We start from the raw sequence: 13793 nt of genomic DNA, 5'->3' as shown, positions 1-13793 counted from the left end.
CGTCGCAGATCTCGGCGCTTAAAGATGGTATCGATCTCGCGGACCGCGATACCGCAAAGCTGATACAGCACTTGATCGGCGAGGTAGCGGATATCATGGCAAGCGAAGATAAAGAGCGCGTGTTTTTAGGTGGGACCTCAAGCATATTGCGCCAGCGAGAGTTTGAAGACCTAAATAAGATCGAAGCGCTTTTGAACTCGCTCGAGCACGGATATCGCCTGCTGCAGTGGCTGGAAGACTCGCTGTGCACGGAGAAGGTCCTCGTGAAAATCGGTTCAGAGAACACTGATAAAGAGATTAAGGACTGTACCGTTATTGCGAGCAGCTACCATATCGATGGCGAGACGCTCGGGACTCTGGGTATTATCGGCCCCACCAGGATGGATTATGCGAGAGCCATCTCATCCGTTAAGTTTATCGCCGATAATCTTACCAGGGCATTAACCGAGCTGCGACACTAATCGACGCTCCATTCTGGATTAATATTCCCGATTTCTGTATTCTGGATAAATTGGATAATGAATCTAAGGATATAAACGAGGATATAAAGTAGATAGAGACTTAATAAATTTAATTTGAGGTAGAAAATGGCGGATTATTACGAGTTACTTGGCGTTTCTAAGGGCGCCTCGCAGGACGAAATCAAAAAAGCATACCGGCGCCTTGCCAGGAAGTACCACCCGGATGTCAACCGGGAAGACCCCGACGCTGAGTCCAAGTTTAAAGAGGTCAACGAGGCTTATGAGGTCTTAAACGATCCCGATAAGCGAAGGAATTACGATACGTTCGGCTCGGCGAAAGGCCCGGCCTTTGGTGGCGCAGGCGGCTATCAGGATTTCTCGGGGTTTGGCAATTATGATTCGCCGTTTGGCGATATCTTTGATATGTTCTTTGGCGGCTGGCAGCAGCAACAGGGTGGCGGCAGGGCGAGAAACGCCGCCAAGCGCGGCTCTGATTTGAGCCTTGAGCTTACGATTGAATTCGAGGAGGCCGTTTTCGGCGCGGAGAAGGAAGTCGAGATTGCCCGTCTTGTTAGCTGTGACACGTGCGACGGATCGGGGCTCAAGCCCGGCACGAGCGCCGAGACCTGTCCCGAGTGTAAAGGCGCGGGCGAGATAAGAAGCGAGCAGCGCACGGTCTTCGGTACGTTCATAAGGACGGCCGCCTGTCCGAAATGCCGCGGTGAAGGCAAGGTTATCGTTACGCCGTGCGAGGATTGCAACGGGCAGGGGAGGAAGCCGGTCCACGAGACGATAAAGGTTGAAATCCCCGCCGGAGTGGATAACGAGGCGATACTCAAGCTTGGCGGAAAAGGCGAGGCGGGCCTGCGCGGTGGCATGGCGGGAGACCTTTATATCACGCTGTATGTCACGCCGCACAAGATATTCGAGCGCCAGGGAAGGGATTTGTTCTGCCAGTTCCCGATAACGTTCCCACAGGCGGCCCTCGGTATTGAGCTGCAGGTGCCAACTCTTGAGGGTTTTGAGACGATAAAGGTGCCGGCCGGCACCCAGAGCGGCGCCATCTTTAAGATACGGGGAAAGGGCGTTCCGGCGCTTCATAATAAGCACCACCGGGGCGATATTATATTCCAGGTGGTTATCGAGACGCCGCACAAGCTTACCGAGAAGCAGAAAGAACTCTTGCTTGAGTTCGCACTCGAATCAGGGGATGATATCTCGTCACCCCAGCATCACAGTGTCTTTGATCGGATAAAGGACGCATTCGGAACCAAATAGAGTAGGGCGGCTTACTGGCATAGACCGGAGGTTATAACAGTGAATTGGCTTAAAGTAGAAGTGCTGGTGCATCCCGAGGCCGTAGAAGTGCTGTCTGCGGCGATGCTCGACTTAAGCCCCTCCGGTATACAGCTCGATGAGCAGGGGAGAAATACGCTCGTCACCGCCTATATCCCAGACTCTTCGTTTATCGATGATGCCAGGTTAACCGTTCAGGGTGCCCTGCTTGCGGCGGCATCTCATGGGCTGCAAACCGGACCGGGCCTTATAACCGTAACCTCGATTACCGATGAGGACTGGGTCGAGAATTACAAAAAGCACTTCAAGCCGATTCGTATCGGACGGTTCTTAATAAAACCCTCCTGGGAGACTATCGAGGCTTCGCCCGGCGAGCTTGTGATCCAGCTTGACCCAGGTCTTGCTTTTGGGACGGGCTCGCATCCCACTACCGAAGGGTGTCTGATATTCCTGCAAGAGTTCATGTCAGGGGGCGAAACGGTTTTTGATTTGGGCACGGGTTCCGGGATTTTGTCGATCGCCGCTGCAAAACTTGGCGCTAAACGGGTAATCTCGGTCGATAGTGACCCGCAGGCCATCACCGTCGCCGGGGAAAACGCCCAGCTTAACGGGGTTGCCGATGTAATCGAATTTGCGGTTGCCGACTTTGCCGCCATGTCGCCGATCAGTGCAGACCTCATGGTAGCCAATCTCACAGCTCCTCTTATTATCGATTTTCTAGAAGACATCCCCGACAAGGTACAGGGGCTCAAGGTATTTATCGCTTCGGGCATAACGGTCGAGCAAAGGGCCGGCGTTATCAGGGCGCTCGGGAAAGCCGGCTTTACCGTTGAAGAAATCCTCACAAAAGGCGAGTGGATCTCCCTGGTGAGCAAGCTTGTCTAAGCCACGGTTTTTCGTCGGCAGGCCGGTCAAGTTCGCGGTCGATATCGCAGGGCCTGATGCCAGGCACATAAAAGACGTTCTGCGGTTGGGGGTAGGCGACACTATTGAAGTGGTCGACCCCGGGGGGACCATCTCTGACATCGAAATCACCGGCATTTCATCCAATGAGGTCTCAGGCCGGGTCGTTGCAAGCCATCGTGCGCAGGAAGAGTTGCCCCAAATATTTCTATTTCAAGCCCTGCCAAAAGCTGGCAAGATGGATACGATTATCCGCCAAGTAACGGAGATCGGCGCCGCGGGCGTATCCCCGGTCTTGACCGAGCGGGTGGTTGTGAAGGTCGATAGCGAGAAGGCTTCCAAAAAGACGGAACGCTGGCAAAAAATCGCTGCCGAAGCTGCAAAGCAATCCCACCGCACCTTGATTCCGAGCGTAAGCGGTGTCCTCAGCTGGAAAGAGGCATTAGAGGAGCTTAAGCGATTCGATGAGGTTATTGTCTTCTGGGAGGAAGAACGCGGTACGCTTGCCTATGAAGTGCTCGACCCGGCAGCTAGAACCATCGCTGTCGTGATAGGCCCGGAGGGCGGTCTCTCCGATAAAGAGGCCTTAGACCTCAAAGGTCTCGGCGCTAAGATAGTCACACTGGGTGAGTCTATTTTGCGGGTAGAAACCGCAGCGCCCGTTGCCGTAGCCCTTATCCTCTATGATGTAAGAAGAATGAAGAAGAGCGGGAGATAGTTTCCTTTTTCCCAGCAAACCGCCTATAATACTACAAGCTACTAAAAGTGTCCCCAAGGATTGTATGGTTGTATGGATAATAGGAGGAGATTATTTATGAATATACATACTAAGGTGTGCGTCTTTGGCATTGTCGGCGCTCTTCTGTTAAGCTCCGTTTTCCTGACAGCGTGCTCGGGCTCAAATGAAAAATTGGGTATGGATTTAAAAAGTGGAACTGCGCTTGTAACCGAACAAAAAACTGCGGCCGATAGCAAATCTCCCGCATCGAGCATCGACCCGTTAACCCTCATCACCAAGGCGGATGCCGAGGCGTTGCTTGGCGAGCGCATAAAAGAGCCGGAGGGGAGCAACGGGGATGAATCGCTCGGGCAGCAGATCGTAATATACGGGGCTGATTCGGAGGCTTCGTTTAAGACCGTGACGTTTTCGCTCGTCCGAACCGCAGATATCGCTAAGGAAGAGCGCGATAAAGGCCAGGATGCGGCGCATGCGTTTATAACTACAAAAGAGCAATTTCCAGCCGCGAAGCCCGTTCCCGGCATCGGGGGCAGTGCGTTCTGGGATGGTTCGCAGGGTGGTTGGACCGGTCTTAATGTGCTCTCTAAAGACACCTTTTTCACAATAAAAGTGAACCTCGGCACTGATGTCACAAGCGATACTGTGGAGCTTAATGCCGAAAAGGGGCTTGCGCTGAAAGTGCTGGAGCGACTTCCAAAATAACCGTTGCAGTAGCCGCCTATGCCGCTATCATAACGACAGGTTTTATATCTTCAGGAGTCTTATTAAGCGCTGTTTTGAATTCGGTGATCGGCACGCGTCTGGTCACCATCTCATCGTAAATGCCGGGCCATCTGTGATTTATTACGGCCATGTGCTCGATCGCGCTTTGGAAATGGTCTCGATTTGAGCTTACCGAGCCGAAGGCCACCCGGTTGCCCATCACCATTTTCTCCTCGATACAATCCGTGCAGATCTGTTCGTGTTTGTGTCCGGCCGTAACGCTTATCATGCTTACGATTCCATTGTTTCTCACGATCTGCATGGCGTCGAACGAGTTCCTGCTGTACCCGGTGGATTCGATGACGATATCCGGTTCGCCGATTTCGTTGGGAAAGTCTAAAAGAAGCATCTGCTTTACGTTTATGTAGGTCGCTCCCACACGGCGCACCAGGCCGGCTTTCATGCTGTCTTCGGGCTCGATATCCGCGGTGTATGTCGTTATTCCCATGTTTCTTAGCAGAAATGTAGAGAGAAGACCGATGTTACCCGCGCCTAAAACGAGCGCCATCTGAGGCGACCAGGGCAGACGCTCCTGTATTAAAAATATCTGGCTTAATGCTTTTTCACAGATGCTTGTGGGCTCGACCAGTACCCCGGTTTCCCTCAAATGCTCCGGCAGCTTAAGGAGGTTATCGGGCCGCTCGACAAAGTAATCGGCCATAAATCCTTGCTGTTTGGAGATACCCCGTTCCTCGTAGTTGCCGGTTATACACATATCGGGCGTGAGTTGTTTGCAGCTCGGGCAGCTTTCGCGGCAGCCGCGTCGAACGGTCGGGACTACTAACTCACCCTCAAATATACCGGTGACGTTGGGGCCGATCGCATCGACAATGCCGACCGCTTCATGCCCGATAACGAGGGTGTCTTCACCCGGAGGGACATCGCCGTAAAGTCCTGCGTTTATATCGATATCCGTTCCATCAACGCCCACCTCGATTACCCTGACCCGGACCTCGCCCGGCCCCGGCTCGGGTATGGAGATATTCGAAAGGTGCGCGCTATCCTTCTGTCCCGGTATTACGGTAACCGCTCTCATCTTCATCCTGCCACCTTTCAAGCCTGATCTTAAACGAGCCGGGGTTTTCGGTGATGTTGACCTCAAACTTACCCCGCTCTTTAAGAACCTCAAAACTGACATAGCTGTCGCCGATTCTCATGCCGGCCAGGTAAATTCTATAGATATCGGCGGGGAACCTGGGCTTAAGGGTAAGAAGTTTTTGATCCGCTTGCGCTTTCATGCCGAGTAATGTAGTGAGCATCAACATCGAGCTGCCGGATGCCCAGGCTTGGGGGCTACTGGCTGTGGGGTAGTCGACCGGCACAGCTGTAGCCATGCGTTCATAGCCGCAAAATAGCTCGGGAAGACGCTGGTAGGCAAAGTATCCCCCGGCATCAAGTACCGAATCGATGACGCGAAGACCCGCCTCGTGGTACCCGTAGTCCATAAGGCCGGCGGTGATGATCGAGTTGTCATGCGGCCACACGGTTCCATTATGGTAGCTTACCGGGTTGTACGCTGCCATTTCCGAACTCATCGTTCGAATCCCCCAGCCGGAAAACATATCTGGCGCCATGAGTCTCTGCTCGAGTTTATCCGCTTTATCATGTTCGACGATGCCGGACCAGAGAAGCTGTCCCGGGTTGGATGTCACCGAATCGACCTGATTTTTGTCCCCATCGAGCGCTTCGGCAAAAAACCCCATGCTCTCAATCCAGAAATCGCGGTTGAAGTTTTTCTTCAATATATCCGCATCTTTGCGCAGGCTCTTGGCCTTTCCGGCATCACCGAGCGCATCAAGCAGGTCCGCCGCACCGAGCTTGGCTTTGTAGACATACCCCTGTACTTCACACACGGCGATAGGGGATTCTGCAAATCGACCATCGGCAAAGCGCACGCAATCCCCCGAGTCCTTCCAGCCCTGGTTCTCAAGCCCTTCCTCCCCCACCCGTTCGTATTCAACATAGCCGTCACGGTCCTTGTCCCCGTAAGCGTGGATCCATTCAAGCGCCCTTAGAAGGTTTTCTTTAAGCCCCTGGATGAATGCTTTATCTGCGGTCCATTTATATACTTCTGCCATTAAGATGATAAAAAGGAGTGTCGCGTCGACCGTTCCGTAGTAGATCTGATGCGGTATTCGCTCGCCGCTTACGGTTATTCTGCCCCAGCGAATCTCGTGCAGGAGTTTACCCGGCTCCTCTTCGCTTGCGGGGCTTACTTTCGTTCCCTGGTACCCGGCCAGATTCTTAAGCACTCCGTATGACATTTCGGGCAGGTAGGGTAGGGTCTGGTATGCCGCTATGAGGCTATCTCTTCCGAAGCAGGTATCGAACCACGGGATGCCGGCCGCCGGGACGATACCCACCTTGGCCAAGCTGGGTTCTCTCAGCCGGAGCGCGGCCATATCGGTTAAACTTTGGACGTACGCATGCTCGAGGGTATCGTAATCGGTAAACAACTTAGGTGCCCGCTGTATCCAGGATGCCTCGCACGCAGGCCTTGCGCTGGTCAGGTTAAAAGGCTTGCACTGATATGTGGGTATGACGGCATCCTGGGAGGTGAGCATCGGAAAATCGATGCAGACGTGCCAGGTGCCGGCGGGTTCGAGCTTTACGTTAAAGATAACCGTTTTCCCATCAAAATGCGGCGTCTCGCTAAAGATAACGCGGGCTTCCCGATAAAAGCTCCCCGATCGGTATCTAAAAATCAGGCCGTTGTCCTTGGTGTCCTGCAAGAATTCCGGTGTCACCGCTGCGGCCGTACGCCCTGCTTTTACCTCGAAGATATCCGCAAAATCGGCGTCGAATTCAAAGCCAAGCTCGATATCGACCGGGTTGGCGCTGTGGTTCACGATGCGCAGGTCTTCGTGAAGGATATCGCCGATAATTCGTTTTCTCTCGACGCTGAGCGAATCGGGCTGGATGCCGTCCATTTGGGGGTTCGTCAGATAGTGAATGGACGAGTAGTATTCGACCTGCCGGCCGGTCAATACCGTCGGTTTAATGCCGTTTAAGAAGAGTTCGTACCGGCTGAGGAAGCGGGTATCCTGGCCGTAAAGACCCGCTTCTTTGCCGGGAATAATATCGCCGACCTCATTTGAGATAATAAACGATGTTCCTTCGTTGATCGTGACATCCATGAGTGGTTCTCCCTAAATGTTGGCCACACCTCAACTCTTCCCTTGATGTATTCGACTTTAAACAATGCGGGCGGTGGGGGCGAGCCCAAGAGAGTTTTCGATGCCGGCAATACGGAAACATATCCATAATATCCACGGATTTTTGGAGGCGCTATGAAAAACCGAAAAGATATCTTCGATGAAATGGAGGACATGCTCGGGCGCGTGCCCTCCTGGATGATCAGCATACCGGACTCGATTCTTGAGAGCGATTGGGAGATATTTAAAGCTATGGAATTGAACCCAAGCAGCCTCTCTCCGGTTGAGAAACACCCGGTTGGTGTGGCCGTAGCTGCTGTATCGAGCTGCTCGCATATGGCATATTGGCACGGCCAGATGGCGATGGTGATGGGCGCGACCGATACCCAGGTGGATGAGGCGTACCAGTTAGCAAAGTACGTTGCCGGCTGGTCGGCCGCACTTGAAGGAATAAACCCGGAAATGGGCGCATTTAGAAGTGAGGTCGGCCGGATAGTTGAGCACATCGAGCAATTACAGAATAAAGCGGCTTAACGGTGAGCGTAGTCGCAGTACCTTCTGCAGACCATTGGGGGATAGTATGGCAAAGTGTGTAGTTTGTGCGGCGATGGGCATGGAAACGATCGTCGATGAGACCAAAGCCAAACAGGTAAATATGACTGCCGAATACCAGGGCAGAACCTACTATTTTGATAGTAAAGAACATATGCATATGTTTGAGCAGGACCCTGAGCGCTATTTGCGCATGGCGAGAGAAAGAGGCCTGGTGGCATAAGGAGTGGTTGGCATGGAGTATGATCTGCTGGTAATCGGCTCCGGAAGCGCCGGTTCATCGGCTGCGGTAAGGGCCGCGGCTATGGGGGCCAAGGTCGCGATGGTCGAGAATAAGAAGCTCGGTGGCGCGTGACCGAATTACGCGTGCGTGCCGAGCAAGTCTTTGCTGGCGTCGGCAGCGGCGTTTCGGATGCTAAAAAACGCTGCTGAGTTCGGGTTATCGGGCGGCAAGATAGGTTTTGATTATTCACAGATCATAGAGAGGAAGGACTGGATCGTCTCGCAGATCGCCGGGCCGAGGTTGGGAAAATACTTTGCCATGCAGGGTATCGATATCATCGGCGGTAGTGCCGGGTTTATCACCCCCCACGAGGTTGCGATTGACAGTAGAACGATTTCCTTTAAAAAGGCCGTCATCGCTACCGGCTCGGAGCCTTATGCGCCCCCAATCGAAGGGCTTGATGAAGTCGGCTACATAACGAGCGACCAGGCTGTCGATGCCAGGGATATTCCCGATTCGGTCATCATCGTCGGGGGCTCCTCTGTCGGTCTTGAGTTTGCGAATGTTTATGAATCCTTTGATTCCCAGGTGACGATAGTCGAGGTGGCCGATCGGATAGCGATTCACGAGGATAGAGAGGTATCCGAAGCGCTCTACAATTATATAACAGGACGAGGCATCAACATCTACACAAGCGCTCAGGTGCAAAACATCTTTAAAGACGGCGCTTCAAAAGCGATGACTGTGAAAACTCCTGATGGTGAGATCACGTTAAAAGCCCAGGAAGTATTTATCGCAACCGGCAGGCGTGCGGTAACAGCCGGGCTAAACCTCGAAGGCATTGGGGTGAAAGCCGGGGAACATGGAATCGAGGTTAATAACTACCTGCAAACAAGCATCGATACCGTCTATGCTGCCGGAGATGTCATCCCGGGGCCTATGCTGGCCCAGGCCGCGGCCTATGAGGGTGATCTGGCCGCGAAAAACGCTCTAGGGAAAGCGAAAACGGAGGTCAGCTTCCGCGTTATTCCCCGCGCGACCTGGAGCAATCCGATAGTCGCGAACGTCGGTTTGACCGAAGATGAAGCGCAACGACAAGGTAGAGACTATAGCGTCGTAAAGTTCTTTTTTGCCGGTCTTGCAAGGGCGCTTACCTCGGGAGAGCGTATCGGATTCGTCAAAATCATCGGCGATATCGAGAGCGACGAGGTCGTGGGATTTCATGTCATAGGCCACCATGCCGACGAGCTTGTCAACGAAGGGGTTCTCGCTATTCAGGCCAGGATAAAGGTGGCCGAACTTGCCGGCGCCATCCATCTAGAGATGACGATGGCCGAGGGCATCGGAGACGCCTTTATCGACCTTCAAGATTCAATACAGAGTAGGAAGCGCAATGCTGCTTAAGGCCTAACTGAGGACCAAACCGACCTGCCCGCACGTAAAATACTACGGTGTGCTGTCTGCATCCTCAATTATGGTTAGTTTTCTTGAAAATTGCTGCTAACCAGTTTATTGTGGTAATAATTGTCAATTTACCACACAAGCCCTTGGTTCCTGACAGACCGGGGGCATGAAAGTTCGGAGGAAGCCCCATGCTGACAACAGTACTCATTGCTAGCTCGTGCCCATTGATTGTAGAAGGTATTAAGAGAGTACTTGAACACCACAAGGATATAGGCACCGTTTTATCTACAGAATCCTACCAGGAAACGATCGAAGAGATACACAAGGTTTCTCCAGGTGTAGTTATTCTGACCCAACAGATTAAAGATGGTTATGGCCTTGATGTGATTAAGGCCTGCAAAGCCGAGAACGCCTCTACGAAATTCCTGCTGATGTCATATACGTCGCACATAAAGGTGTTTGAGCAGGCGGTGGAGGCCGGAGCCTCTGGAGTTTTATTTATCAGTGCGACCAAGGAGGAGTTATTTGCGGCCCTGGGCACAGCGCTTGTCAACGAGATATACGTTCAGCCCAAGCTCGCATCGCTACTCTTTGGGAACAGGAGGATGTCGGCAGATGGAGAGTTTTTACTCACCCCGAGGCAGCAGCAGACCATCGAGCTAATAGCGGCCGGCTACACCAATAAAGAGATAGCCTCTTCGCTGTCCTTAAGTATCGAAACCATAAATACGCACGTGAAGCAGATTCTTAAGAAGCTAAAAGCAAAGGATAGGGCGCAGGCGGTGGCCATCGCCTTCAGGAAGTCGCTGCTATTATAATACGCCGCCGGCGCAGACGTTCTTGACCGAAAGACCATCGAGTACCAGGAAATCCGCACTCCCGCCTTCCTCAAGCTCTACTGAAGCTGCCGATGAGAGGATAGCCTCATCCGACAGGCCGGCCTTCTGTAAGAACAAAAGCTCTTCACTATATGCTGTACCGTAGGGGATAAAATCCGGCCCCGAATCGCTACCGGGCAGCACCTTTACACCCAACGCCGATGCTCGCTGTACCGTGCCCAGATGCTCGTTGACCATATCATCGATCCCTGTGAGAGCCTTGGTATCGGTTACTTGCTTTCTCAGGCTAAAGAGCGCGTTTATAGTCGGGATGAGGTCGACCCCCTGCCTGGCCATCACCGACAGGATCTCGTCCGAAGCGGAAAACCCGTGCACGATGGCCGACGCCCCGCCATCCACCGCATCCCGCACTGCACGGTCACCGTTTGCATGGCACATAACCGGCAACCCTTTATCGTTCGCATACGCAATGATTCGCGCCAATTCGTCGTTTTCAAAGCCACCCGGTGTTACCTCGCCGGTCTCCGGAATGAAGATACCCGCGTTTATGACCTTAATAAAATCCACCCCTAAGGCGGCGAGTTTATCGATCAAGGGTCTTGCCTCATCTGCACCCTCGACACCTGTACCCAGGAAGCTTCCGTACCCACCTTTCTTATAGAGAGCAAACCCTGAGGTCTTTATATCCAGAGTTGCGGCAGGAGAGCCGTTAACCGCATGCTTCGCTTTGATCCCGCCGGCGTTGCCGTCTCCGGCTTCGAAAACCCTGAAAACCCCGGAAGCCGCAAGCGCAGAAATCGTCTCATCGATCCTATCAAGGCCGCTTTTAAAAAAATGCAGGTGATAATCGCAAAATAGGGGAGAGAGGACAAAGCCCGTAAAATCCACAACATGCATCCCGGGCTCAGAATCGCCAGATTCCGCTATGCGTTCGATGCTACCGTTTTTTAAGATCAAAGAGCGATTGGTAATAAATCCCTTACCGGGTGAGACTATGGCATCGGCTTTTACTAGGGTACGCGCGCTGGAATCAAACATGGCTCCATAATTTTACCATAACCACCTGCATCAACACCCTTTCATGCCCAACCCTGTTGTCATAAACGGATAAACACGACACAATAGAGGAATTACGAATGGCGAATTTCGAATGTCGAATTAGTGAAGGTCTAGAAAATGGGCTTAATAAAAGAGTATCCGTTCGGATGTCATTCTGAACGAAGTGAAGAATCTCGAGTGCGGTACGCATGATTGTCACCTACCAGCGTCTAGGCGTAGCTAAACCAATGTAAGATAGATGGTTTTATTCGACATTCGCAATTCGACATTCCGAGGGGTTTTATCATGAGGTTTTCGATACACACGCTTGGGTGTAAGGTCAACCAGTACGAGAGCGAACGCATTATCGATGAGCTAAAAGGTAGTGGTTGGGAGCATGTTGATTTTGCGTCCACGGCGGATATTTACATAATAAATACCTGTACGGTCACTGCCGTCGCGAATCATAAATCGCGTCAGTTGATCCGGCGCGCCGTAAAACATAATCCTGAGGCGCTTGTTGTCGTTACCGGTTGTTATGCGGATTCGGACCGGGAAGAGATCGCAAACATCGATGGCGTGGGCTTGATCCTTTCAAATAAAGATAAGGACGAGCTGCCGCGTCGCATTGCGGCTAAGCTCGGGATGGATACCCTTAGCAGCGCGGACAGGGCCGGGGCCAATAGACCGCTTCATACCCGCTCGCTGATCAAAGTGCAGGACGGCTGCAATAATTTCTGCAGCTACTGTATAGTGCCGTATGCGCGGGGCGACCTCTGGAGCCGTCCCGAAGGCGAAGTCATCGACGAGGTGAGCCGTCTTGTCGCAGGCGGGACGCAGGAAGTGGTCCTGACGGGCATCCACCTGGGGCTTTACGGTGCCGGTGGTTCTGCTGATTTGGGCTCGCTTCTTGCAAAACTCATCGAAATCCGCGGCCTGGGCAGGGTTCGGTTAAGCTCGATCGAGCTTAATGAGGTCACACCCGCGATCGTCGAGCTTATCGCCGGGTCCGGCAAAATCTGCAACCACCTGCATATCCCGTTGCAAAGCGGAAGCAACGACGTGCTCGCCAGAATGAACCGCCATTATACGGCCGAAGCGTTTATCGAGCGCACGGCTGAGCTTAAACGGCGAATCCCGAACCTGGCGTTGACCACCGATGTGATCGTGGGGTTTCCGGGAGAGACCGAGCGCGATTTTGAGGGCAGCGCACGGCTTATCGAAACGGTGGGCTTCAGCAAGCTTCATGTGTTTAAATTCTCGCCGAGAAAAGGCACCCCCGCCGCCGGTTTTAGCGACCAGATACCGAATGATATCAAGGATGCCAGGTCGGCCAGCCTGCTGGGTAGAGGCGCCAACCTGGCCGAGCGATTTGCCGCGAATTACGTGGGCAAAGACCTGAGCGTTTTAGTTGAGCGCAGGCAAGGGAATTACTTATCAGGTGTAAGCGACAATTATATTAGAGTCTCTTTTGAAGGGCCGGATGATATAATCGGTTTAATAACAACCGTTAGTATCACAAGGCAGGAACAAGCGGCTCTCTACGGAAAGAGCAGCGAGTGAAAAGTGGGTCTAGAAATGTGGGTTAGCGATTAGCGAGTAGCGACTAGGTGTGGGTCGAGAGAGCGGGGTTTTAATCGCCAATCGCCAATCGCTGTACTTAGAGGAGGATGCAGATGGATAAAGATATTTTCTGTAAAATCGCAGCCGGGGAAATACCGGTGGATATCGTGTATGAGGATGATTATGTGGTCGCCTTTCGGGATGTTCGGCCGCAAGCGCCCGTGCACGTTCTTATTATCCCGAGGAAGCATATCGCAAAACTCACCGATACTACCCCGGAGGATATCGAACTGTTGGGCAGGGTTCTGCTTGCCGCCGACAATGTGGCGCGCCTCACCGGCATCGCTCAGACGGGCTTCCGGTTGATAGCAAACACCGGGCCCGACGCGGGGCAAGAGGTCGACCACGTCCACTTCCACGTTATGGGCGGAGAACACCTCGGCCCGATGCGATGCCTTCGTTAGAAAAAGCAGCGATTAGCGAAGAGCGAGTAGCGATTGGGTATGGGTCGAGAGCGTGGGTTTTGAAAAAGCTATCGGCCACAAGCTCGTATGTATAGATAACGATAGGCGTAATTGATAAGGTACTCGTTATGACGTTCGCTAATCGCTGTTCTTAAAGGAGGTTAACAATTGTCTATCAAAGATCGCTTAAAGGAAGACCTTAAATCGGCGATGCGCGGTGCGGTGTCCGACCCCCAGCAGAAGATTCGGCTTTCCACTATCCGTGTCCTTAATGCCGAGATCAAGAATGCCGAGATAATGAAGAAGGGTGAGCTGACCGACGAAGAGGTAATCGCCATCGTCCAACGCCAGATCAAGAGCCGCAAGGAGTCGATCGAGCAGTACGGTAAAGGCG

The 13793-nt window shown here is 52.8% G+C and carries 14 protein-coding genes and 2 pseudogenes; 13 read left to right on the top strand and 3 right to left on the bottom strand.

Annotated features, from left to right (window positions below):
* From ACYC56_RS07565 to ACYC56_RS07545, 5 genes and pseudogenes are all read left to right on the top strand, one after another.
* Window positions 1-461: pseudogene (locus ACYC56_RS07565) on the top strand (hypothetical protein); the annotation flags it as partial.
* Window positions 462-587: 126 nt separating this feature from the next.
* On the top strand, window positions 588-1739 hold the full coding sequence (gene dnaJ, locus ACYC56_RS07560) for a molecular chaperone DnaJ (RefSeq protein WP_461373571.1): 1152 nt from the start codon (window positions 588-590) through the stop codon (window positions 1737-1739).
* Window positions 1740-1778: 39 nt separating this feature from the next.
* Window positions 1779-2642 carry a 50S ribosomal protein L11 methyltransferase gene (gene prmA / locus ACYC56_RS07555; RefSeq protein WP_461373570.1) on the top strand — a complete coding sequence of 288 codons (864 nt, stop codon included), beginning with the start codon at window positions 1779-1781 and terminating at the stop codon, window positions 2640-2642.
* On the top strand, window positions 2635-3378 hold the full coding sequence (locus tag ACYC56_RS07550; RefSeq protein ID WP_461373569.1) for an RsmE family RNA methyltransferase: 744 nt from the start codon (window positions 2635-2637) through the stop codon (window positions 3376-3378). The genes prmA and ACYC56_RS07550 overlap by 8 nt, the downstream gene beginning before the upstream one ends.
* Before the next feature lie 96 nt (window positions 3379-3474).
* Entirely contained in the window at window positions 3475-4101 is a 627-nt protein-coding gene (locus ACYC56_RS07545) for a hypothetical protein (protein WP_461373568.1), read from the top strand.
* 16 nt (window positions 4102-4117) lie between these two features.
* Here ACYC56_RS07545 and ACYC56_RS07540 read toward each other — a convergent pair whose 3' ends face one another.
* Together ACYC56_RS07540 and ACYC56_RS07535 are read right to left on the bottom strand one after the other, a co-directional pair.
* Window positions 4118-5203, bottom strand: coding sequence for a glucose 1-dehydrogenase (locus ACYC56_RS07540; RefSeq protein WP_461373567.1), 1086 nt, complete (start codon window positions 5201-5203; stop codon window positions 4118-4120).
* Window positions 5160-7298 carry an amylo-alpha-1,6-glucosidase gene (locus ACYC56_RS07535; RefSeq protein WP_461373566.1) on the bottom strand — a complete coding sequence of 713 codons (2139 nt, stop codon included), beginning with the start codon at window positions 7296-7298 and terminating at the stop codon, window positions 5160-5162. The genes ACYC56_RS07540 and ACYC56_RS07535 overlap by 44 nt, the downstream gene beginning before the upstream one ends.
* A gap of 153 nt (window positions 7299-7451) precedes the next feature.
* Here ACYC56_RS07535 and ACYC56_RS07530 point away from each other — a divergent pair, with 153 nt between their 5' ends.
* From ACYC56_RS07530 to ACYC56_RS07510, 5 genes and pseudogenes are all read left to right on the top strand, one after another.
* Window positions 7452-7850 carry a carboxymuconolactone decarboxylase family protein gene (locus ACYC56_RS07530; RefSeq protein ID WP_461373565.1) on the top strand — a complete coding sequence of 133 codons (399 nt, stop codon included), beginning with the start codon at window positions 7452-7454 and terminating at the stop codon, window positions 7848-7850.
* A 46-nt stretch (window positions 7851-7896) separates the two neighbouring features.
* Window positions 7897-8091: a YHS domain-containing protein gene (locus ACYC56_RS07525; RefSeq protein WP_461373564.1), complete on the top strand. Its 195-nt coding sequence runs from the start codon at window positions 7897-7899 to the stop codon at window positions 8089-8091.
* Window positions 8092-8103: 12 nt separating this feature from the next.
* A pseudogene (locus ACYC56_RS07520) lies at window positions 8104-9048 on the top strand (dihydrolipoyl dehydrogenase family protein); the annotation flags it as partial.
* Window positions 9031-9495, top strand: a complete 465-nt coding sequence (locus ACYC56_RS07515; protein WP_461373572.1) for a hypothetical protein — start codon at window positions 9031-9033, stop codon at window positions 9493-9495. The pseudogene ACYC56_RS07520 and the gene ACYC56_RS07515, both read left to right, overlap by 18 nt.
* Before the next feature lie 188 nt (window positions 9496-9683).
* Entirely contained in the window at window positions 9684-10313 is a 630-nt protein-coding gene (locus ACYC56_RS07510) for a LuxR C-terminal-related transcriptional regulator (protein ID WP_461373563.1), read from the top strand.
* On the opposite strand, the gene ACYC56_RS07505 is transcribed toward ACYC56_RS07510, so the two are convergent.
* Window positions 10308-11372 carry an amidohydrolase family protein gene (locus tag ACYC56_RS07505; protein ID WP_461373562.1) on the bottom strand — a complete coding sequence of 355 codons (1065 nt, stop codon included), beginning with the start codon at window positions 11370-11372 and terminating at the stop codon, window positions 10308-10310. The two genes, ACYC56_RS07510 and ACYC56_RS07505, sit on opposite strands and share 6 nt — an antisense overlap.
* Before the next feature lie 306 nt (window positions 11373-11678).
* Here ACYC56_RS07505 and mtaB point away from each other — a divergent pair, with 306 nt between their 5' ends.
* The 3 genes from mtaB to ACYC56_RS07490 all read left to right on the top strand — a co-directional run.
* The gene (gene mtaB, locus ACYC56_RS07500; protein ID WP_461373561.1) at window positions 11679-12935 is read left to right on the top strand and encodes a tRNA (N(6)-L-threonylcarbamoyladenosine(37)-C(2))-methylthiotransferase MtaB; all 1257 of its coding nucleotides are present in this window, start codon (window positions 11679-11681) and stop codon (window positions 12933-12935) included.
* Window positions 12936-13048: 113 nt separating this feature from the next.
* A complete protein-coding gene (locus ACYC56_RS07495; protein WP_461373560.1) occupies window positions 13049-13399 on the top strand; it encodes a histidine triad nucleotide-binding protein in 351 nt (116 codons plus the stop codon).
* A 168-nt stretch (window positions 13400-13567) separates the two neighbouring features.
* On the top strand, window positions 13568-13793 hold a 226-nt coding region (locus ACYC56_RS07490), incomplete at its 3' end, for a GatB/YqeY domain-containing protein (protein ID WP_461373559.1).

It is taken from the genome of Candidatus Aquicultor sp. (genome assembly GCF_054640775.1).
This window is presented reverse-complemented; position numbering and strand designations above follow the sequence as displayed.

Bases quoted from the DNA above. Each gene is read 5' to 3' on its own strand.
- dnaJ (WP_461373571.1), top strand. From the start codon at position 588: ATGGCGGATTATTACGAGTTACTTGGCGTTTCTAAGGGCGCCTCGCAG.
- ACYC56_RS07545 (WP_461373568.1), top strand. From the start codon at position 3,475: ATGAATATACATACTAAGGTGTGCGTCTTTGGCATTGTCGGCGCTCTT.
- ACYC56_RS07540 (WP_461373567.1), bottom strand. From the start codon at position 5,203: ATGAAGATGAGAGCGGTTACCGTAATACCGGGACAGAAGGATAGCGCG.
- ACYC56_RS07535 (WP_461373566.1), bottom strand. From the start codon at position 7,298: ATGGATGTCACGATCAACGAAGGAACATCGTTTATTATCTCAAATGAG.
- ACYC56_RS07530 (WP_461373565.1), top strand. From the start codon at position 7,452: ATGAAAAACCGAAAAGATATCTTCGATGAAATGGAGGACATGCTCGGG.
- ACYC56_RS07525 (WP_461373564.1), top strand. From the start codon at position 7,897: ATGGCAAAGTGTGTAGTTTGTGCGGCGATGGGCATGGAAACGATCGTC.
- ACYC56_RS07515 (WP_461373572.1), top strand. From the start codon at position 9,031: ATGCTGGCCCAGGCCGCGGCCTATGAGGGTGATCTGGCCGCGAAAAAC.
- ACYC56_RS07510 (WP_461373563.1), top strand. From the start codon at position 9,684: ATGCTGACAACAGTACTCATTGCTAGCTCGTGCCCATTGATTGTAGAA.
- ACYC56_RS07505 (WP_461373562.1), bottom strand. From the start codon at position 11,372: ATGTTTGATTCCAGCGCGCGTACCCTAGTAAAAGCCGATGCCATAGTC.
- mtaB (WP_461373561.1), top strand. From the start codon at position 11,679: ATGAGGTTTTCGATACACACGCTTGGGTGTAAGGTCAACCAGTACGAG.
- ACYC56_RS07495 (WP_461373560.1), top strand. From the start codon at position 13,049: ATGGATAAAGATATTTTCTGTAAAATCGCAGCCGGGGAAATACCGGTG.